The 21902-nt window shown below is 30.5% G+C and carries 17 protein-coding genes; 4 read left to right on the top strand and 13 right to left on the bottom strand.

Annotation, left to right across the window (positions count from 1 at the left end):
• Positions 1–8: 8 nt before the first annotated feature.
• Complete coding sequence (locus tag BCHRO640_RS01505; RefSeq protein WP_011282840.1) at positions 9–1052, bottom strand: rod shape-determining protein; 1044 nt, start codon at positions 1050–1052, stop codon at positions 9–11.
• 688 nt (positions 1053–1740) lie between these two features.
• Between BCHRO640_RS01505 and aroQ the strand changes: the two genes are divergently transcribed.
• Genes aroQ through accC form a run of 3 tightly spaced genes read left to right on the top strand, consistent with a single transcriptional unit; the run spans position 1741 to position 4039 of the window.
• Positions 1741–2202 (top strand): type II 3-dehydroquinate dehydratase, encoded by a 462-nt coding sequence (gene aroQ, locus BCHRO640_RS01500; RefSeq protein ID WP_015344562.1) that lies wholly within the window; start codon positions 1741–1743, stop codon positions 2200–2202.
• Between the two features lie 18 nt (positions 2203–2220).
• Complete coding sequence (accB, locus tag BCHRO640_RS01495; protein ID WP_015344561.1) at positions 2221–2673, top strand: acetyl-CoA carboxylase biotin carboxyl carrier protein; 453 nt, start codon at positions 2221–2223, stop codon at positions 2671–2673.
• 10 nt (positions 2674–2683) lie between these two features.
• Entirely contained in the window at positions 2684–4039 is a 1356-nt protein-coding gene (accC, locus tag BCHRO640_RS01490; protein ID WP_015344560.1) for an acetyl-CoA carboxylase biotin carboxylase subunit, read from the top strand.
• A gap of 133 nt (positions 4040–4172) precedes the next feature.
• Here the strand turns inward: accC and gmhB are convergent, their stop codons facing one another.
• Positions 4173–4757 (bottom strand): D-glycero-beta-D-manno-heptose 1,7-bisphosphate 7-phosphatase, encoded by a 585-nt coding sequence (gene gmhB / locus BCHRO640_RS01485; protein WP_015344559.1) that lies wholly within the window; start codon positions 4755–4757, stop codon positions 4173–4175.
• 368 nt (positions 4758–5125) lie between these two features.
• Between gmhB and BCHRO640_RS01480 the strand changes: the two genes are divergently transcribed.
• Positions 5126–6871, top strand: a complete 1746-nt coding sequence (locus BCHRO640_RS01480) for a proline--tRNA ligase (RefSeq protein WP_015344558.1) — start codon at positions 5126–5128, stop codon at positions 6869–6871.
• Positions 6872–7069: 198 nt separating this feature from the next.
• Here the strand turns inward: BCHRO640_RS01480 and tilS are convergent, their stop codons facing one another.
• The 11 genes from tilS to rseP all read right to left on the bottom strand — a co-directional run bounded on the left by tilS (position 7070) and on the right by rseP (position 21885).
• Positions 7070–8602, bottom strand: a complete 1533-nt coding sequence (tilS, locus tag BCHRO640_RS01475; protein WP_015344557.1) for a tRNA lysidine(34) synthetase TilS — start codon at positions 8600–8602, stop codon at positions 7070–7072.
• Between the two features lie 152 nt (positions 8603–8754).
• Positions 8755–9714 carry an acetyl-CoA carboxylase carboxyl transferase subunit alpha gene (gene accA, locus BCHRO640_RS01470; protein ID WP_015344556.1) on the bottom strand — a complete coding sequence of 320 codons (960 nt, stop codon included), beginning with the start codon at positions 9712–9714 and terminating at the stop codon, positions 8755–8757.
• An 18-nt stretch (positions 9715–9732) separates the two neighbouring features.
• Positions 9733–13224, bottom strand: coding sequence for a DNA polymerase III subunit alpha (gene dnaE / locus BCHRO640_RS01465; RefSeq protein ID WP_015344555.1), 3492 nt, complete (start codon positions 13222–13224; stop codon positions 9733–9735).
• Between the two features lie 46 nt (positions 13225–13270).
• Positions 13271–13924 (bottom strand): ribonuclease HII, encoded by a 654-nt coding sequence (rnhB, locus tag BCHRO640_RS01460; RefSeq protein WP_015344554.1) that lies wholly within the window; start codon positions 13922–13924, stop codon positions 13271–13273.
• Positions 13921–15063: a lipid-A-disaccharide synthase gene (lpxB, locus tag BCHRO640_RS01455; RefSeq protein ID WP_015344553.1), complete on the bottom strand. Its 1143-nt coding sequence runs from the start codon at positions 15061–15063 to the stop codon at positions 13921–13923. Before lpxB ends, rnhB begins: the two co-directional genes overlap by 4 nt.
• Positions 15064–15081: 18 nt before the next feature.
• Entirely contained in the window at positions 15082–15870 is a 789-nt protein-coding gene (lpxA, locus tag BCHRO640_RS01450) for an acyl-ACP--UDP-N-acetylglucosamine O-acyltransferase (RefSeq protein WP_011282829.1), read from the bottom strand.
• A 4-nt stretch (positions 15871–15874) separates the two neighbouring features.
• On the bottom strand, positions 15875–16330 hold the full coding sequence (gene fabZ, locus BCHRO640_RS01445; protein ID WP_011282828.1) for a 3-hydroxyacyl-ACP dehydratase FabZ: 456 nt from the start codon (positions 16328–16330) through the stop codon (positions 15875–15877).
• Between the two features lie 98 nt (positions 16331–16428).
• Complete coding sequence (lpxD, locus tag BCHRO640_RS01440; RefSeq protein WP_015344552.1) at positions 16429–17460, bottom strand: UDP-3-O-(3-hydroxymyristoyl)glucosamine N-acyltransferase; 1032 nt, start codon at positions 17458–17460, stop codon at positions 16429–16431.
• 3 nt (positions 17461–17463) lie between these two features.
• Positions 17464–17964, bottom strand: a complete 501-nt coding sequence (locus BCHRO640_RS01435) for an OmpH family outer membrane protein (protein ID WP_015344551.1) — start codon at positions 17962–17964, stop codon at positions 17464–17466.
• A 79-nt stretch (positions 17965–18043) separates the two neighbouring features.
• Positions 18044–20467, bottom strand: a complete 2424-nt coding sequence (gene bamA / locus BCHRO640_RS01430; RefSeq protein WP_015344550.1) for an outer membrane protein assembly factor BamA — start codon at positions 20465–20467, stop codon at positions 18044–18046.
• Positions 20468–20511: 44 nt separating this feature from the next.
• Positions 20512–21885 carry a sigma E protease regulator RseP gene (gene rseP / locus BCHRO640_RS01425; RefSeq protein WP_015344549.1) on the bottom strand — a complete coding sequence of 458 codons (1374 nt, stop codon included), beginning with the start codon at positions 21883–21885 and terminating at the stop codon, positions 20512–20514.
• Between the last annotated feature and the right edge of the window lie 17 nt (positions 21886–21902).

Raw genomic sequence — 21902 nt, 5'->3', positions numbered from 1 at the left:
TTAAAAAATTATTCTTCACTAAATAAATCTCGACCGTGTACATCAATCATATCAAGCGCCTTACCACCACCTCGTGCAACACAAGTCAGCGGATCCTCTGCGATTACTACAGGAATGCTAGTTTCTTTTATTAATAAACGATCGATATTTCTTAATAATGCTCCTCCCCCAGTTAATACCATTCCATATTCAGAGATATCAGATGCTAATTCTGGTGGACATTGCTCTAGTGCCGCCATAACTGCACTGACGATACCAGTTAACGGTTCCTGTAATGCTTCTAAAATTTCATTATTATTTAATACGAAACTCCGTGGTATTCCTTCTGCTAAATTTCGTCCACGTACTTTTATTTCACGAAGTTCATCATCTAAATATGCAGAACCTATGGTATGTTTTATTCTTTCTGAAGTTACCTCTCCAATCAAGGAACCATAATGACGTCTTACATAGCTAATAATAGCTTCGTCAAAACGGTCTCCCCCAATTCTAACGGATGATGAATACACTACTCCATTAAGTGAAATTACTGCGACTTCGGTAGTGCCGCCTCCAATATCTACTACCATTGAACCAGTAGCTTCTGATACTGGTAAACCAGCTCCGATAGCTGCTGCCATAGGTTCTTCTATCAAAAAAACCTCACGTGCGCCTGCTCCTTGCGCAGATTCACGTATAGCTCTACGTTCAACTTGTGTAGCACCTACCGGAACACACACTAACACTCTAGGACTTGGTTTCAAGAAACTATTACTGTGAACTTGTTTGATAAAATGTTGCAACATTTTTTCAGTAATAAAAAAGTCAGCGATTACTCCGTCTTTCATGGGACGAATAGCCGCAATGTTTCCGGGAGTACGTCCTAGCATCTGTTTTGCTGCATATCCTACAGCAGCTACGCTTTTAGGCATGCCTCCTCGGTCCTGTCTAATGGCTACAACAGAAGGTTCGTTTAAAACAATACCTTGTCCTTTTAAATAAATCAAAGTATTGGCAGTTCCGAGATCAATAGACAGATCGCTAGAAAATATACCACGGAATTTTTTAAACATAATAATCTAAAATAGTATTATAATTTTTTTTAAAATTATTCATTCTTTATTAAATCCTCTCGAAAAACAATAAAATAAAATGATCACGCAATATCCCTGAACGTGTTTTGAGTTTTTGTATTAAAAACGTTACATATTATGTAATATTTTGTATTTATTTAATATAAAAATTCAGATATTAACTACATAAAAAATGTTTATATTAAAATACATAATATAAACCATATTGCATGACGAACATAATTATATATGTGTAATACACATGTAGTACTTGTATACTATATAAACAATACCATATAATATTATTTTAGATATTTTCTATACTTATAGAAAGATTACAACTACCTGTTTTGTTGAAAAAATTGTAGCCCAATATTATAATATTGGTATTAAAAAATAAATTGTTTATTACATTAATACTGCGCATAATAGTTTTTATTATTAATAAAAAGTTAAAATGTACATTACAGTAATGTAATATTAGTGTCATTAGTCTTTAACTATAAAATAATTAATACATGCATTATGTAATTATAATGATTTTTCTATGAAATATATTATGAATAAGAAAAAATTTCTCATTTCTAATATATAGGAACACTCGTTAAGTATTAAATAATAAATATGACGATATGCATGAGTTACAGTTGTATACTGTATATTAAATTGATGAGGATATTTGAATATCATGGTAAATACATTTCGTATTTTATTGATAAATGGACCTAATTTAAATTTGTTAGGCATACGTGAACCACATATATATGGATATGAAGCTTTATCTGATGTTGTTGCAAATTTGCATAAAACCTCTGAATCCTTAGGTATATATATGGATCATTTTCAATCCAATGCAGAACATGAATTGATTGAATGTATACATAAAAGTTACAAAAATTTGAATTTCATCATAATTAATCCCGCAGCTTTTACTCATACTAGCATAGCGCTACGAGATGCATTTTTATCCGTGAACATTGCTTTTATCGAAGTTCATCTTTCTAATATACATATTCGAGAAAAATTTCGATATCATTCGTATTTGTCTGATATTGCACTTGGTGTTATTTGTGGGTTTGGAGTATACGGATATCATTGTGCTTTACATATGGCGCATAAATATTTATCCAAAAAGATTAATAAGCGATAGATACACATAGGTTTTGTTATGGATATTCGTAAAATAAAAAAATTAATTACATTGATTGAAGAATCAAATATATTTAAATTAGAAATTTCTGAAGGAAATAAAATAATACGTATTACTCGTTCTACATCTAAAACACCATCTGGCTCAACCCGGTTGCCTACAACGAAAGAATCGGAAACACCAGTCTGTGTTTCAAAAACAGAAACACGTTATGAAAATGTTAAATTAATAGATAATGGGCATGTTATACGTTCTCCAATGGTAGGCATCTTTTACATTGCTTCTAGTTCAGATTCTAATCCATTTGTATCAGTAGGTCAAACGGTTGAAGTCGGCGATACTTTATGTATTGTTGAAGCTATGAAAGTGATGAACCAAATTCAAGCAGATAAATCAGGTGTAATCAAAGCAATTTTGATTGATAACGGTCAACCGGTCGAATTTAATGAGCCATTACTTATCATCGAATAACGAGAATAGAATGTTAGAAAAAATTGTCATTGCAAATAGAGGAGAGATAGCTTTGCGCATTCTGCGTGCATGTAAAGAATTAGGGATAAAAACAGTAGCTGTGCATTCAACCATAGATCGTGATCTGAAACACGTGTTGTTGGCCGATGAAACTGTTTGTATAGGACCTCCTCCTGCAATACATAGTTATTTAAATATTCCAGCTATTATTTCAGCTGCAGAAATTACTGGATCATCAGGAATTCATCCTGGTTATGGATTTTTATCAGAAAACGCTGATTTTGCAGAACAAGTTGAACGTTCCGGTTTTGTTTTTATTGGGCCGCGGTCAGAAACTATTCGTTTAATGGGAAATAAAATATCTGCTATAGCTATTATGAAAGAATCAGGAATAATGACTGTTCCTGGTTGGGATTATGAACTGAATAAAAACATAAATAATAAAATTTATAATTTTTCATGTCAAAATTTACACATTAATTATCCAATTATCATAAAATCTGCTCATGGAGGAGGAGGACGAGGCATGTGTGTAGTTAAAAAAGAATCAGATTTACAAGATGCTATACGCATGATACAAGCAGAAGCAAAAAACACGTTTAATAATGATACTATTTATGCAGAACAATACTTGGCACATCCTAGGCATATAGAAATACAAGTGTTATCTGATGGAAAAGGCAATATAATTTATTTGACAGAACGTGATTGTTCTGTACAAAGAAAACATCAAAAGATAGTAGAAGAGAGTCCTGCGTTAGGTATTAGCTCTGCAATGCGGAAATATATAGGAGAGAGTTGTGTAAAGATTTGTTATAAAATCGGATACCGTGGGGTCGGTACATTTGAATTTTTATATGAGAATAATGAATTCTTTTTCATTGAAATGAATACTCGTATTCAAGTGGAACATCCTATTACAGAAATGATTACCGGAATAGATCTCATTAGAGAGCAGCTAAAAATTGCTTCTGGATATACGTTAAACATTACACAAGATTCAGTTAAATCTGAAGGACATGCTATAGAATGCCGCATTAATGCTGAAGATCCTCATAACTTTATACCTAGTTCAGGATGTATTACTAGGTTCCACGCCCCTGGAGGATTAGGTGTGCGTTGGGAATCTCATATTTATTCTGGCTACTCGGTGCCTCCTTATTATGATGCAATGATAGGAAAATTAATTTGTTTTGGGGAAACACGTGATATAGCTATTGCTCGTATGAAAAACGCGTTATCAGAGTTAATTATTGATGGAATAAACACTAATATCGAATTACAATTAAAAATTGTAACCGATGAGATCTTTCAAAAAGGTAATGGAATTAATATTCATTATTTAGAAAACAAACTTAATATCTAAATAATTAGAAAATAAAACATATATATTTTTCACATAAAAGTGATTGTTGATTTTTAATTAAGGGAATAACATAGCTTCTTAAGTATTAAAATTATAACATGTAATTTGTACTACTAATTTAATAAAATAAACATTAAAAAACATTTGTATATTTTGTATAACCATGTTGTGTTCTTATCATATTCGGTAAAAATGCTAAACTTTCTATGACCCAGTTTGCTGTTTTTTTAGTTTTTTTTGTTATTTTTTTACCGCTACATACTAAAACTTTAGTTCCAATGCCTGCTAATTGGCCTGCCAACATATCATTTTCAGTATCTCCTACCATATAAGAAGTAATCATGTTAATGTTAAAACGTTTTTTTGCATCTAATAACATTCCCGGGTTAGGTTTGCGACACAAACAAGCTCGTTGAAATTTTCTCATTATTCCTTGTGTATGATGCGGGCAAAAATAAATTGCATCTATATACACATGGTAATACATCCCCAAATAAGCAATCATCCATTTTGTTAGCAATAGGAAGTCATTTTGAGTAAATAAACCTCGTGCTATTCCAGATTGATTAGTAACTATGATTAAAAAGAAATTCATTTCTTTCAAAGTTACCATTGCATCTATGACATTATCAATGAAAAAAAAATTATCAATATTATGCACATAGTTTTTATCAATATTAATAGTGCCATCTCGGTCCATAAATATAGCATTATTCACGATGAGCCTCGTATTTATTGTTATAATTGTAAGTGTTTATTTTATTAAATAGTATTAACAATAAAAACTAATATTGTATTATAGCACATAATCATTAGTTTTGTGTCAAATGAAAAACAATATTATTGTTATCAGAATATCGATATTTTCTATAAAATAAGAAAATTTATTGAACAATATTATATTTATATATAAGACCGCATTAGAATATATAACTGTATTGTTTTATAAAAAACACTAAATGTATGCTTATAATAGTGTGGTATTAAATCAAAATTTAATTCTTTAATTATAAATATACTTTAACGACGATTATTATTTTTTATTTTTATAATTACTAATAAACTTTTTCATATCAGGCAAAAATAATGCGTACCAGTCAATATTTATTAGCTACTCTTAAAGAGGCACCTAAGAATTGCAAAGCAATTAGCCATCAACTAATGTTACGAGCTGGCTTAATTCGTCAAGTGTCATCTGGTCTTTATACTTGGTTACCCACTGGATTACGTGTATTACGGAAAATAGAAAATATTATTCGAGAAGAAATGAGTAAAATTGGTGCTATTGAAATAGCTATGCCAATAGTTCAGCCTGCGAGATTATGGAAAAAAAGTGGTCGTTGGACAGGATATGGCGCAGAATTATTGCGTTTTAAAAATCGCAATAATCAGGAATTTGTATTAGGACCAACTCATGAAGAAATGGTGTCAGAAATTATTTGTAAAGAAACAATGCTTCATAAACAGTTTCCATTAATTGTGTATCAAATTCATACTAAATACCGTGATGAAGCCCGTCCTCGATCTGGAGTAATACGTGCTAGAGAATTCATTATGAAAGATGGATATTCTTTTCATATCAATCAGAAATCTCTTCAGAATACATATAATAACATGTATCAAACATATCACACTATTTTTAATCGTATTGGACTAAATTTTTGTGTTGTTCAAGCTGAACCTGGTAAAATCGGGGGGGCGTTGTCTCATGAGTTTCAAGCATATTCTGAAAATGGCGAAGATAGTATCGCGGCTCCTATGATACCTGAGAATAATTTAATTGACTTCCAGTTATCGAATGATGTGATTCCTATCAAAATACAACCGAAAACGGCTGTAGAAACAATGCAATTAATAGCAGCTCCTAATATTAGATCTGTAGAAGAATTAATGAATCAGTTTAATTTGCCTATACACCAAGTTGTAAAAACGATAATTGTTCGCACTAAAAATAAACATATCAATAATGATTATTCTTTGTTAGGATTAGTTATTCGAGCTGATCATCAAATTAGTTTAAAAAAAATTGCGATGATTCCACAAATACATACCCCTTTATCTTTTATCGAACCAGAAGAAATCCAAACAATTACTGGAGCACAGCCCAATTTGTTAGGTCCTATTAACTTGTCTATACCATTGATTATAGATTATAATGTAGCAAAAATGAACGATTTTGTCGCCGGATCTAATATGAGCGGCAAGTATTTTTTTGGGGTTAATTGGAATCGTGATATACTATTTTCAAAAGTAGCGGATTTACATGAAGTGTTGCATCATAATTCGTATACTAATAAAAAAAATATCTTATCCATTCATAACTGTATTGAAATAGGACACATATTTCAATTAGGACAAAAATACTTAAATTTGAATACTAATTATTCACAAAAAAATAATGAGCATAAACATAATTTATCAATGGAAATGGGTTGTTACGGTATAGGAATTACTCGTATTATTGCTGTGATTATTGAGCAAAATTATGATAAAAATGGTATTTTATGGCCGGATGTAATCGCACCATTCAAATTAGCGATCATACCAATTGATATGTATCGTTCTGTTAATGTAAGAAGTATTGCAGAAAAAATTTACACACAACTGTTATCTGTTATAGGAATGGATATATTAATTGATGATCGTAAAGAATACCCAGGTACAATGTTTGCTGATATAGATTTGATCGGAATACCACATATTCTGATTATTAGTGATCGTAGTTTAGCTAATCAAGAGGTAGAATATAAATATCGTAAAAAAAATAAAATAGAAAAAATTAAACTTGAAATGTTAATACGTTATTTGATTGAAAAAATTGTTTCTTCATGAGATTTTTTAATCAATTTGAATTGATAAAATAGTGTTGATATTAAAAAATTTCAGTGATATATAAAGAATATATATATGTAATAGTTATTTTGATTGAAGTTATATCAAATAGCTCTTATTATTAATAATAAACCAATTTATAAAACTTATAGTTTTAGGGCTAATTATTTTATTTAATTAGTTAATAGATATGAAAAATTATTCTAAATGATAACGAACGCTATTTTTAAATATTTTATAAGATATAATATCTTGTAACCAAGATATTTTCCATAACGTATTCTCTTTACTTGTAATTTTACCATTTTGAGTAATGAATACTCCTATGGCAGTAATTAATGTTTTATTGTAAAAAAGCAAAGGAATACGACTTCTTAGCCATGGAGGTACGCCTAATTCCTGCCAAATTTTTTTTAAATGTCGGCCACGATTTCTTCCTAAGATATATAATAACCCATCTATATTTCCAAAAATAATTGATATTTTTTCATCAGATTTTGGGGATCGAACAAAACAATGCGTTAAAACTTTTTTATATTTTTCAAAAACATCATGAGACGTGTTTAATGAAGAATCTATGTTTAAATGCAGATCAAATGGATTTTTAGGCACATGTTCGTTGATACTTAATGGTTGGTATATTAATTTACCTAAATTATATGGTAGTATAAATACATTATGTATGATGTTCCATGATAATTCAATTCTATTTAAAGAACATCTCATATTTACAGGTAAAATATACAACTTTTCACGAAAACGACGACATAGGTATTTATCTAATTGTAGTATTGGGGTTGCATCTTTCCGACTTAATACTACTTCTTTCCAAATACGATTTATAAGTTGATAAGAAGGCATCTTCATAGAAAGATGCGATAACCAACGCCGTAGTAAAGCTTGTCTTTTCGGTATGCTGTATTGAAATAATGGGATAAATAATAAAGAACCATCTGATTCATCAATTAATTTTTGAAAAGATTCTGACAACAATTCATTTAATAAATTTTCTTGATCTCTGCATAGTTGCGCAGTACGCGCAACTACTTGATTAAAACAAGGCCAACGTTGATATATTGATGGCAAAATTTTTATGCGCAAAAAATTACGATCAAAACGTGTATCTGTATTCGTATCGTCTTCTATCCAAACAAGTTTTTTTTTATAAGCATATATTTCTAATTGTTCACGAGAGCAATCCAATAAAGGTCTTAATAACCTGTATTTATTAGCATATAATGCATTTTTACTCATTCCAGATAGTCCAGATGGACCACTCCCTCTCTTTAGTGCAAGGAATAAACTTTCTACTTGATCATTCATGTGATGCGCGGTCAAAAGTATTTCTTTTGAATTTAAACGATTGTATAATTTTTTATAACGAAGATTTCGTGCTAATGCTTCTATATTTCGTTGTTTATTTTCTGTATTATAGCAATTGATATGAATTACTGAAAAAGGTATGCCCCGTATTTTACATTGATTAAAACAATGACTAGCCCATTCATCCGAATAATTACTAATACCATGGTGTATATAGATTGCGCGCAACATGAACGGAGATAATGTGAAATGATCAGAATTATTTTTTAATCTTGTTAATATATCTAAAAGTACTGTGGAATCCAGTCCTCCACTATAAGACAACAGTAATCTTGTATGTCCGACAAGACAATGTGTTACTTTACGATATAAATCCCAATTTTCTGACGATGTATTGGTTGTGATCATATTTTTGCTAATGTAGTAAACATAAAGTCATGACGATTTAAATACTAAATAATAATGATTATATTAATATTTAATATATTAATAATGAGCTCACATTATTTATATAATAAATCAATTATTTTAAAAAAAAAAATATATATATTAATTCAAGATTAACAATATCCATATTGCATCAATCTTTGATATCGTCGATTTAATAATTCTTTTTCATCAAAAGAATCTAATTCGGTCAAATCTAATAATAATTGTGTTTTTAATGAAATAGATGTAGATAATATATCTCTATGTGCTCCGCCTAATGGTTCAGAAATCACACTATCAATTAGATTCAGTTCTTTCAATCGATAAGCAGTAATGCCCATTGCTTCGGCAGCTATAGGAGCTTTTTTAACATTTTTCCATAAAATGGACGCACATCCTTCTGGAGAAATTACAGAATATGTACTATATTCCAACATATTAACTTTATCGCCAACGCTGATTGCTAAAGCCCCTCCGGAACCCCCTTCTCCGATTACGGTACATATAATCGGTATTTTTAATATTGACATTGTACGTAAATTTTTAGCGATTGCTGCAGATTGTCCACGTTTTTCTGCGCCCACTCCAGGATAAGCACCTGGAGTATCTATAAAAGTAATCAGTGGTATTTTGAATCGTTCTGCCATTTTCATCAAACGTAATGCTTTTCGGTACCCTTCCGGCGCGGACATACCAAAATTTCGTTTAATTTTTTCTTTAGTGTCACGACCTTTCTGATGCCCAATAATCATGACTGGTCGGGAATTGAGTCTCGCTATGCCACCTACAATAGCTTTGTCATCAGCATATACTCGATCACCAGATAATTCATCGAAATCGTTAAATATACGTTCTATATAATCCAAAGTGTATGGACGTCTAGGATGTCGTGCTAATTGAGCAACTTGCCAGGCATTTAAGTTAGAAAATATTTTTTGGGTAAGCTCAATACTTTTAGAACGAAGACGATTAATTTCTGCATTAACATTTTGTTTTGATTTTTTATCTGAGTGTACTATCGATGTTAAAGAATTAATTTTTTCTTCTAAATCTAAGATAGGTTTTTCAAAATCAAGAACATTTAAACCCATAAAATTCCTGTTATTAAATTAATGTAATTCTAATTTGATTTGTTCATCCCCAACAAGACTACGTAGATTCCTCAGTAACTGATCAGTTAGGGTAATATACCATTTTTTTCCACAATGTAATTTGATTTGAATACCATTTTTTTGATAAAAAAAATATACTGGTAAAGTTCCAAGTTTATTTTTTTCTAAAAAAAAATGAATATTGGTTAACAATTGATTGTTAACTTGTTTACTCTTTAATGTGATAGATAAACTACGCGTATGTTTTTTATGAATGTCGTTAATATCTTCTAATTTCTGTGCAATCATTTTGTAATGACCACGTATCTTATCAATATTGATCACACCTGTAACAAGTAATAAATTATTTTCTTTTAAACAATGTTGATATTTATGGATCAGTGTTTCAAATATCATTATTTCCAATCGACCAGAATAATCTTCTAAAATAAAAAATACAACACGTTTTCCTTTCTTACTTAATTTTATTCGGATTGATACAATTAAACCAAAAATATGCAATATTTTATTATCTGTTTCTAACAGAACATCTTTTATATTAACGATGTTAGATGCACAACGTTTTATTGTTTTTATATATTGAATAGTAGGATGACTAGTTAAATATAATCCAAGAGCTTCTTTTTCTTTTTCTAATAATAACTGATTAGACCATTGTGGTGTGTTGTCGTCGCGATCAGATATCGCAATAGTATTAGATTCATCTAAACGCATTTCGAATATATCTGTTTGTTTACTATATTTATTTTTAATATGTTGATTAGCATGTTTTAGTACATCATTAAGTGATGCCATTAATTTTGAACGATGTATTCCAAACGAATCACAGGCTCCGGAAAGAATTAATTTTTCAATCATACGATGATTTATTTTTGTACTGTCGATACGAATGCAGAAGTCAAATAATTCTTTAAAATTACCACCTTTATTACGAGATGTTATTATAGATTCTATAGAGGTTTTTCCTATTCCTTTTATAGCTCCAAACCCATAAACAATTTCTTTATTTGCATTAACATAAAAATGATATTGACTGGTGTTAATATTTGGGGGTGAAATTATAAGTTTCATTTTTTGACATTCACCTATTAGGTATACTACTTTATTTAAATTATCCATATCAGAACTTAATGCTGCCGCCATAAATTCAGCAGGATAATGTGTTTTTAACCACAATGTTTGATAAGATATTAATGCATACGCTGCAGAATGAGATTTATTGAAACCATAACCAGCGAATTTTTCTACAAGATCAAAAATCTTCATTGATAGTGTATTATCGATACCATTTTTTGCAGCACCTAAATTAAAAAAAGAGCGTTGTTTAGCCATATCTTCTGGTTTTTTTTTACCAATAGCACGTCTTAATATATCGGCTTGTCCAAGTGTATAACCTGCAAGTACTTGTGCTATTTGCATGACTTGTTCTTGATACAAAATAATTCCATAAGTTGATTCCAATACTGGACGTAGAGATTCATGTTGCCATTTAGCATCAGGATAAGAAATAGTTTCATAACCGTGTTTTCTATTGATGAAATTATCCACCATACCTGACTGTAGCGGTCCTGGACGAAATAACGCAATCAATGCTATCAAATCTTCAAAACAATCTGGTTTTAAACGTTTAATTAATTCTTTTATACCGCGTGATTCTAATTGAAATATTGCAGTAGTTTCTGAAGATTGAAGTACATGAAAGCTTTTTTGGTCATGTAACGATATGGAGTGTATATCAATAATAGCGAGATCATGTTTCAGGCGCGTATTGTTAATCATTTTTAATGCATGATGAATAATGGTCAATGTACGCAAACCAAGAAAATCAAATTTTATTAATCCAATACGTTCAATGTCATCTTTATCAAATTGAGTCATTGGATGAATACTGTCGTTATCATAATACAAGGGAGAAAAATCAGTAATTTTTATAGGCGCAATTACTACTCCTCCTGCATGTTTGCTTACATTTCTCACGATACCTTCTAATTGCAGGGCCATATCGATGAGCTCTGTAATATCTTCGTCGTTTTCATAAAGTAATTTAAGTTGAGGCTCAATAGAAAACGCTTTTTTCAATGTTATTCCCGATTCTAATGGAATTAATTTAGCGATACGATTAATCATCGCATAAGGATGCCCTAGTACGCGTCCTACATCTCGAATCACTGCTTTAGCTGCCATAGTCCCAAACGTAATAATTTGAGATACAGCTTCTGATCCGTAAGTTTTAGAGACATGTTCAATTACTAAATCACGATGATCCATGCAAAAATCAATATCTAGATCAGGCATAGATATACGCTCTGGATTAAGAAAACGTTCAAACAACAAATCAAATTGTAATGGATCAAGTTCTGTAATTTTTAAAACATAAGCCACTAATGAACTAGCTCCAGAACCTCTTCCAGGTCCAACTGGAATATCGTTATTTTTAGCCCATTTAATAAATTCCATAACGATGAGAAAATAACTAGGAAAATTCATATTATTAATTACTTGTAACTCATGTTTTAATCGTAAATCATACGGTTTTCTCTGAACAAGACGTTCTTTAGTCTTTGGAAATAACAAAATTAAACGTTCTTCCAATCCTTTTTTTGCGTGTGCAGTAAGAAAATCTTTAGCAGACTTACACCCAGTAGGAAATTGTGGTAAAAAATATCCACCTAAATCGATGGTGAAATTACATCTGTAAGCAATTTCTACACTATTTACTAAAGATTCTGGCACATCAGAGAATAATTCACACATTTCTTGTTCACTTTTCATAAATTGTTGTGAACTATATTTACGTAACTGTTGGACATTATTTAATGTAGTACCAGCATATATCGCTACGCGAACCTCATGCGCTAAAAAATCTTTTTCATTAATAAAACGTACATCGTTGGTAGCTACTACCGGTAATCCTTTGGCTATTGATAATTCTATCGCTAATTGTAAATAAGATTCTTCATGTTGACGACCAGTACGTATTAATTCCAGATAATATCTATTTGGAAAATACTTGGAATAAAAATATAAACATTGTTCTATCTTTGATTTTTCATTTCTTAATAAATATCTGCCGATATCTCCGTTGCGCCCTCCAGAAAGTAGAATTAAACCCTTGTTATATTCTTTAAGCCAATGGCGTTGAATCATAAGAGCAACATTATTGCATTTATTTTTATATGCTTTTGAAATTAGCATAATTAAATGATAATAACCCTGTTTATCAGTAACCAAGCATGTTAAATTGCTGGGTTTGTTGTCAATGATAAGATCTTGTACTAAAAAATCTGCTCCAATAATTGGTTTGATTCCTGATTTATAAGCAACATCATAGAATTTAATAAACCCAAATAAATTGTTAAAATCAGTAAGAGCTAATGCGGGCATTTTAAGATATGCTGCTTTTGTTATTAATTTATTTACCGTAGCTAACCCATCAATCATGGAGTAATCGCTATGTACGTGCAAGTGAATAAAACGTGGTTTTATCATAATTTAAAAGATCATAAGCAATAATGTATATCTCATTATATTAAACCTAGAGTTTCTTATTAATATCAGAAATCACATGTTTTACAGGAGCAAAGCTTTTTCGATGATGTGATATAGGACCGTATAGTGCTAGTTGTTTTAAGTGAAAAAAAGTAAGATATCCTTTGTTTTGAGCAAATCCATATTTTGGATATTGCTTATCTAATATGATCATATCTTGATCACATGTAACTTTAGCTATAATGGAAGCTGCTCCTATACTTGCTATCCGAGCATCTCCTTTGTTAAAACATTGATAAGGTATTTCTGTAAATCCTGGAGAACGATTTCCATTTATTAAAATTAAATCTGGTTTAACAGATAAATTGTGCACTGCTCGTTTCATTGCTAATAAACGAGCTTCTAAAATATTAGAACGATCAATTTCTGTAACATCAACATATCCGATGCTCCAGGCTAATGCATTTTTAATAATATTTTTATATAAATTGAGTCTTTTATTTTTATTTAATGTATTGGAATCAGATAATCCAGAAATTGGTTGTATTGCATGCAATATCACTGCAGCAGCTATTACTGATCCAACTAATGATCCACATCCTGATTCATCTACTCCTGCAATTAATTTAAATTTTTTGATAGATAGTGTTTGTGATATTTCATTATTTTTTACTTGCACAATAGATAACATTGTTGTCATTTGATTAATCTCAAAACCGCATAGGCTGCTTGTTCATCTGCATTACATCTAATGCTGTGATGTAATTGTCTAAATTTTTTTTTCAATACTATATGTTGATTATTATCATTTAATAAATTAATTAATGTCTGTGCTAAATTTTCAGGACGGCAGTTATTTTGAATAAATTCTTTTACCAATTCATGACCTGCTAATAAATTAGGTAGTGATATCCAGGGAATATTTATAAGATGCTTGGCTAACATGAATGTTAAGGGATGCATGCGATACGCTACAACCATGGGGCATTTGACTAACATACATTCTAAAGTTGCTGTTCCAGCGGTTACTAAAGAAGCATCTGCTGCCATCATTATCTCCCATGCTGATTGATTGCTTAGAATACGATATTTAACCGATGTTGATACAACACTAATAAATTTTTTTATAGATGTCTGATTAGTTAATGGCACTAAAATTTCAAGATTAGGAAAATTATTTTTTAATAATTTAGCGCATACTAAAAAATCATGAGCTAACATTTTAATTTCCCTAATTCTGCTGCCTGGTAATACTGCTAAACAACATACGTCATGAGGAATACCTAATTTTTGACGAGCAGAAACTTTATTTGGATTAAGTGGTATTTGATCTGCTAATGAATGCCCAACAAATTGACATGGTATATTGAAGTGATCGTATATTTTTTTTTCAAAAGGCAAAATAACCAAAATATTATCGGTAGCTTTTTTAAGCGCAAAAATACGTTTTTTCCTCCATGCCCATACTGATGGGCTAACATAATGAATTGTACGAATTCCACGTTTTTTCAAACAATTTTCTAACGAAATATTAAAATCTGGAGAATCGATACCAATGAAAACATCAGGTTTCAAGTTAATAAATCTACGAGCTAAATTTCTACGAATATATAATAGTCGTGGTAATTTCATAACGATTTCAGCAAAACCCATAACTGATAATTCTTCTATATTATACCAAGATTTCATATCTTCAGATTGCATACAGGGACCACCAATACCAAAAAAACATACTTTTTTTAAGTATTTTTTTAATGTACGGATTAATCCTGCTCCTAAAATATCTCCAGAAGCTTCTCCTGCTACTATACCTATAATAATAGTGCGATTATTATGCATGGACGATAGATAACATTGTTAACGAATAATGCCTCGTTGAGAGCGTATTAAAAAATCTACAAATTCATTGATAATTGGATGTTCTGCTGCTAAGGCTTTTAAAGCCTCTTTAGCTGATTCAACAGTTTTACTGCTACGATATAAAATTTTATAAGCATCTCGAATAGCGTGTACGGAGGAACGACTAAAACCGCGCCGTTTTAAACCTTCAATGTTTAATCCAAAAGGTGTTGCATGATTTCCTTGGGCTATTATGAATGGTGGGATATCTTGAACTACACCAGAACATCCTCCAATCATAACATGTGTTCCAATAATACAAAATTGATGGATCGCGGTCATTCCTCCAATAATAGTATGATTATCTACTCTTACGTGCCCTCCTAAAGTAACGTTGTTAGCCATAACACAATGATCTCCTATTATGCAATCATGAGCAATATGTACGTTAATCATAAATAAATTGCTATTCCCTATTTTGGTAACTTTTTTGCCTTGTATAGTACCGCGGTGAATAGTGACACTTTCTCTAATCTGATTATAGTGACCAATCTCTATGCGCGTAGATTCTTTTGCGTATTTTAAATCTTGGTTTACTTCCCCAAGAGAAGCAAATTGATAAATTTGATTATCTTCTCCAATTTGAGTAATTCCATTAATTACAATATGAGATTTCAGTAAAGTTCGCGCCCCTATTTCAACTTGCGCTCCAATAAAACAAAATGGACCGATATGCACGTTATCGTGTATTATAGCTCCTTCTTCTATTATAGAACTAGGATGTATGATGGCAGATTGATGAATCATCAGTTTAAATTTCCTTTCTACGAGCGCACATCATTGATGCTTCACAAGCCATTTCTTCGTTTACTGTAGCGATTCCTTTAAAGCGTGCAATACCACGTCTTTCTTTAATAAATTCCACATCAAGTATCATTTGATCACCAGGCTGTACTGGGCGCTTGAATCGAGCTGCATCAATTGCAGCAAAATAATATAATTCCCCCGGAGCTAATTTACCTGTACTTTTAAAGGCTAAGATGCCTGTGGCTTGAGCCATAGCCTCTAAAATTAATACTCCAGGAAAAATGGGTTTTCCCGGAAAATGACCTTGAAAAAATGGTTCATTAAAGGAAACATTTTTTACCGCTCTTAAGAATTTTCCTTTTTCAAAATTTAGTACACGATCAACTAGCAAAAATGGAAATCGATGCGGCAAAAGTTCTAAAACTTCCTCAATATGCAAAACACAAGTATCAGTAATCAAGGTTTTCTATTCCTGTCTAAGGTAATAAATCGTATTAACAATACTATCCCGTTCATTCTAACAAGATGAAGAATAAGCTGTCCTAATTATCTTAAAATTTATAGGAACAATAGTTTTTTTAATTTTTCTTCTATAGTTTTTATACGTTTATTCATATTACTAATCCGCATAATTAACGCGGCAGTTTTCCACCATACTGTATTTAGTTGTACAGGAATACCTGATGAGTAAATACCAGGTTGTGTTATTGCTTTTATTACCATACCCATTCCGGTTATCGTGACTTTATCACAAATATTTATGTGCCCATTAATTACACTAGCTCCGCCTATCATGCAATCTCTTCCAATTGTTAAACTCCCAGCCATAATGACACCTCCTGCTATTGCAGTGCGCGCGCCTATTATGACATTATGTGCAATTTGGCACTGATTATCAATAATTACTCCGTTTTCAATTTTAGTATCATCTAATGTTCCACGGTCAATAGTAGTACAAGCACCTATTTCCACATTATTTCCAATTTTTACTGTTCCTAAATGAGGAATTTTAGTCCACACACCATGGTCATTAATATACCCAAATCCATCAGAACCAATTATAGCTCCAGATTGTATTAAGCAGCATTCACCAATTTCTACTTCATGATATATAGTAACATTAGCCCATAAACGCGTACCTGTTCCTATTCTTGTTTTTTTTCCTACGAAACTACCGGGACCAATGATTACATCATCCCCTAAAATTACTTCAGATTCTATAACTGCATTAGCGCCAATCCCTACTCTTTGACCTAAAATTGCATCTGAAGCAATTATAGCTCCAGATGCAATGTTTTTTGATGGTTTAGGGGTAGTATCCATCAATCGTGCTATTTTAACATACGCAATATAAGGATCTTCTACTACTAATGCGGCAATCTTACAAAAAATTAAGTTGTTTTTAGACAATATCACTGCTGAGGCGCGACAGGATCTTAGTTGACTTAGAAATCGCTGATCTTTTAAAAAAGTAATATGTCCTACTCGTGCGTTATTTATAGAAGCAACACCAGTAATAATAATATTTTCATCTCCATGTAATTTAGCATTTAACTGTTGTGCTAGGTCAGATAATCGCATTTCGATCATAACTTATCCAACTTGTTTCATTACAGAATTGGTAATGTCTGTAACACGAATACTGTGATACAGTACAGCATTAGTGTCGATTACTATATCGTAATTTTCTTTTTTAGCAACATTCGTTACCACATTCTGAATCATATTCAGAATTTTATCTCTTTCTTCCGTCTGACGTGAATGATTTTCTTGTTGAAATTCTTTAGCTTTGTTAGAGAAAATTTCACGTTGATTTATTAACGATTTTTCTAATTCACTACGCTCGATTGTTTTCATGGTAGCACCATCTCGTTGTAATATTTGTATTTTCATTTGTAAATCGTGCTCCATCTTTTCTAATTCGGTAGCACGATCTTTAAATTCATATTCAAGTTGTTTAATGATTTTCGCGCGTTGTGAAGATTGTTGGAAAATATTAGAAATATTAACTATCGCAATTTTATCCTCAGCATCAACAGGGCTAATTTGTGTTATCCAAATCACCATACTTAATATATATGTCCACTTTTTCACTGTAAACCTCTTAGTTTAATAAAATATAAAAGTTTATACTTTGATAAGATATTTGTTATTTCTATACTGCACCTAAATTTTACCATGTTTTTCCGATACTAAATTGAAATGGTTCTTCTATATCTCCAAGATATTTTTTTATCAATTTTGAATAAGAAAAAATCACTGGTCCAACTGGAGATATCCAGTTCAAAGCTACACCACTGGATATACGAATATTACTTGGAATGCTATAATCTACGATACCAGCTTGTTGTGTTGCTTCAGTATTTTTCCAAAAAGTATCCCATACAGTACCTGTGTCTAAAAACAGAGAAATACGTGCAATATCAGAATGTTGTTTATTAAAATATGTGATAGGAATAATTAACTCAGTTTTAAAAAGAGTTATTGCATTTCCACCAACAGCATCTTGAGAATTTTTTATTGCACATGTAGTATAGTTTTGGCTTGAGTCATTGCAATGATAATAGGCAGCTTTTGGTCCTATACTATTTAATCTAAATCCACGTATTGTTCCAATACCTCCTGCGTAGAAGTTATCATAAAAAGGATTTTCTTTTTTATGTATACTTCCAGAATAACCAGCATATATAGAATTCATCATTATCCAATTATAATATTGGTCTAAAGGCATATAGCTATTGCAATTAATTAGTATTTTATAATATTGATTATTAGACCCAGGTAGTGTTAATGTACTTGATACATTAGCGCGTACGCCATATGTAGGAAAATAAGCATGATTCGAGTTATCAAAAGTCCATCCTGAAACTAATAAAAAATCATTTGTATGAAAATTAATAGCGTTATCCAAAAATTTATTGTTAATCGATATTTTTGGATAAATATTTACAGATTTTAGATAACGCCATATTGCTAGTTGAGGAGCTACTTTACTTAAATAATTAGATACATAATTTAATCCTATATTAAACGTGTTGTATTCAACAATCGGGTATGAGCAATTAACATTAATACCATAATTTTTCAAATTATAATCTGACAAACCCGTTTTGTTAGTATTTAAATCATTATAAAATATTTTCCCTCCTACGTTAATATTATTAATGCCGCAGTAAGGTTTTACAGATGATATTTCAGCATAAGTTTGGTAATTATTTTTAGTACTGGCAACAGCTATAGAGTTTCCAGAACCTAATACATTTTCTTGATACATTCCAAATTGTAAATTTATACCACTTTCTGTTCCAAATCCGACGCTCAAATTTAAATTACCAGTATTACGTTCTTCAACTTTGTAAATAACATCGATTTGGTTTAAAGTATTCGATACATATTCAATGCGAGTGTTTACAGTTTTAAAATAACAAAGACGTTTAAGTCGATCTTGATCTTGAATAATACGAGTATAATCTAATTGCATTTGTTCTGTTTGATGTATTTCTCTACGAATTACTTCATCTTTAGTAATATTATTACCTTCAAAGCGTATTTCGCGTACATAAAAATGAGGCCCTATATCAACATATACATATAATGTTATTGTTTTATTGTTGTCATTTATATCTGGTTCTATGAATATAATAGGTTGCATGTAGCCATTTTTGCTTAACACATATCGTATGTTACGTTCTATTTCTTGAATTTTATTGTTACTATATAATTCTCCAGGAGAGATTATCATGTATTCCTTAATATTAGGAAAATAATCTAATATATTTCCATGTAATTTTACAGAATCAAATGTATATTGCATGCCTTCTTTAATATATAAAGAAAGGTAAATATATTTTTTATTTGGCGTTAAATCAATTTGTGTTTCATCAATATGAAATTTAGCGTAACCATGGTTTAAGTAAAAATTACGTAATTTATCTAAGTCATAAAATAATTTTTGTTGTTGATATTGTCGATTGGGTAATATGGGTCTCCATTTGATTTTTCTATATAATTTAAATTGTGATAACAATTTTTTTGTATGGAATGCATGATTACCAAAAATATTGATTTGTTGTACTTTGGCGGTTTTACCTTCGGTAAACATTATTTTCAAATTAACACGATTTCTTGATAGAGGAATAACTACTATCTTAGTTGTAGCTGTAAATTTGCCAAAGTTATGATACAAATTATCTAATTCTCGTTTTAATTCAAAAATAGAACATTCATTAAATGGTTCACCTGATTGTATTTTTTTTACATTTAATATTTTTTTTATTACATCTTCTGTAATTATTTTATTCCCTTGAAAATTAACATTATCAATAACTGGACGTTCTTTTACTTGGATTATAATAATTCCTTTTTCATTATTAGATATTGTGATTTCTTCAAAATATCCTGTAGAAAACAACACTTTAATACTATTAGCAATATCTTCATCATTAATAATAGTTCCAATTTTTAAAGGTAAATTAAATAGTACTGTATCTAAAGAAATTCTTTTTAATCCGTTAAAAAAAATTTTGTTTATGATTGTATCATCGCTATGTGCTATATTGCTAATTATCAATAAGAATGCTATAAATATTCTTTTCATCTATTGTTATTTATTTTAATCTTTTTATTTTTAATTTTTATTAATTACCATAATCTAGATATATCGTTGAAAATTGCTAAGCACATCATAAACGTAAGTATAATGGACCCAATGATATAACCAAAATTTTGTGTTTTTTTCGATATTGATTTTCCTTTTATTTTTTCTATTATAAAAAATAATAAATGCCCCCCATCTAGTGTTGGAAACGGTAGTAAATTAATAATACCTAAATTGATACTAATTAAAGATAAAAACATAAGATAGTAAATTACCCCAGATTGAGCGGATGCACCTGCTCCTTGCGCTATCGCAATTGGGCCGCTGAGGTGGGTTATCCTAACATCTCCAGTAATCAATTTAAATAAAGTGTTAGTTGTTAGGCATATCAATTTCCATGTTTTTTCGCAAGCTTCCAGTATAGCTAGATGCAATCCATATTGATGAATTGCATGATGTTTTGTTGGAATACAAGTAATTTTCGGAAAAACACCTATAACTCCTTCTGCTTTATCGGAAGGAACCAGATGTTTTTTATCTGGTGTTAAGTTGAAGTTTAATATTTTATTTTTCCGTTCTACTATAATTTTAAAAGTTTTTTCTGGATTATTTTTGATAATTGTAATAAATGACTCCCAATTATGTATTAATTGATCGTCAATTGAGATTATTTTGTCTCCAATTTTTAAACCAGCTCGTTGTGCGGCAGAATCAGATTGTATTCCTGACAAGATTGGTAATACATGTGTATTAAAAGGAAGAATACCCAATGTTATTATAGGATCTTTATTATTGGTAGGTTTATTGAACCAGTTACAAGGCAAATTAATGGTATAAGTTTTAATATGCGTACTATTTATTGGTGTTGCAGAAATAATAATTTTTTCTTTACCTATGCTATTAAGAATTTCCAAACGTACTGCATCCCAATCACGAGTCAGAACATTGTTAATTGATTTAATTTCTACACCAGATGGTACATGTGATTGAGCAATAATGGAGTTAGGTATAACAGAATGGATTATTGGTTTATAAATAGGCACACCTATCATAAAAACTAATGTGTATAACACAATAGAAAAAAGAAAGTTAAACATGGGTCCTGAAACTACAATAATACTTTTTTTCCAAATACGCTTATAATTGAATGATTGATTACGTTCTTCATCGCAAGATGCTATTTTTTTTCGAGTATTAAATAATTTAACGTATCCACCAAAAAGAACAGCGGAAATTACGTATTCAGTATCATTTGAATCTCTCCAACTCCACAAAACAGGACCGAATCCTATAGAAAATCGCTCTACTTTTACCTTTAAAAAACGTGCTGCTACAAAATGTCCATATTCATGGACCGTGATGAGTATACTTAATGCAAGGATAAATGCGATTAAGTTCCAAAAAAAATGTAATAACATGATGTTAATGAATTCTC

The organism is Candidatus Blochmanniella chromaiodes str. 640 (assembly GCF_000331065.1).
GTDB lineage: Bacteria > Pseudomonadota > Gammaproteobacteria > Enterobacterales > Enterobacteriaceae > Blochmanniella > Blochmanniella pennsylvanica.
This window is presented reverse-complemented; position numbering and strand designations above follow the sequence as displayed.

What these genes read in the sequence shown, in the direction of transcription:
- BCHRO640_RS01505 (WP_011282840.1), bottom strand. Translation starts at nt 1,052, where the DNA reads ATGTTTAAAAAATTCCGTGGTATATTTTCTAGCGATCTGTCTATTGAT.
- aroQ (WP_015344562.1), top strand. Translation starts at nt 1,741, where the DNA reads ATGGTAAATACATTTCGTATTTTATTGATAAATGGACCTAATTTAAAT.
- accB (WP_015344561.1), top strand. Translation starts at nt 2,221, where the DNA reads ATGGATATTCGTAAAATAAAAAAATTAATTACATTGATTGAAGAATCA.
- accC (WP_015344560.1), top strand. Translation starts at nt 2,684, where the DNA reads ATGTTAGAAAAAATTGTCATTGCAAATAGAGGAGAGATAGCTTTGCGC.
- BCHRO640_RS01480 (WP_015344558.1), top strand. Translation starts at nt 5,126, where the DNA reads ATGCGTACCAGTCAATATTTATTAGCTACTCTTAAAGAGGCACCTAAG.
- tilS (WP_015344557.1), bottom strand. Translation starts at nt 8,602, where the DNA reads ATGATCACAACCAATACATCGTCAGAAAATTGGGATTTATATCGTAAA.
- accA (WP_015344556.1), bottom strand. Translation starts at nt 9,714, where the DNA reads ATGGGTTTAAATGTTCTTGATTTTGAAAAACCTATCTTAGATTTAGAA.
- dnaE (WP_015344555.1), bottom strand. Translation starts at nt 13,224, where the DNA reads ATGATAAAACCACGTTTTATTCACTTGCACGTACATAGCGATTACTCC.
- rnhB (WP_015344554.1), bottom strand. Translation starts at nt 13,924, where the DNA reads ATGACAACAATGTTATCTATTGTGCAAGTAAAAAATAATGAAATATCA.
- lpxB (WP_015344553.1), bottom strand. Translation starts at nt 15,063, where the DNA reads ATGCATAATAATCGCACTATTATTATAGGTATAGTAGCAGGAGAAGCT.
- lpxA (WP_011282829.1), bottom strand. Translation starts at nt 15,870, where the DNA reads ATGATTCATCAATCTGCCATCATACATCCTAGTTCTATAATAGAAGAA.
- lpxD (WP_015344552.1), bottom strand. Translation starts at nt 17,460, where the DNA reads ATGATCGAAATGCGATTATCTGACCTAGCACAACAGTTAAATGCTAAA.
- bamA (WP_015344550.1), bottom strand. Translation starts at nt 20,467, where the DNA reads ATGAAAAGAATATTTATAGCATTCTTATTGATAATTAGCAATATAGCA.
- rseP (WP_015344549.1), bottom strand. Translation starts at nt 21,885, where the DNA reads ATGTTATTACATTTTTTTTGGAACTTAATCGCATTTATCCTTGCATTA.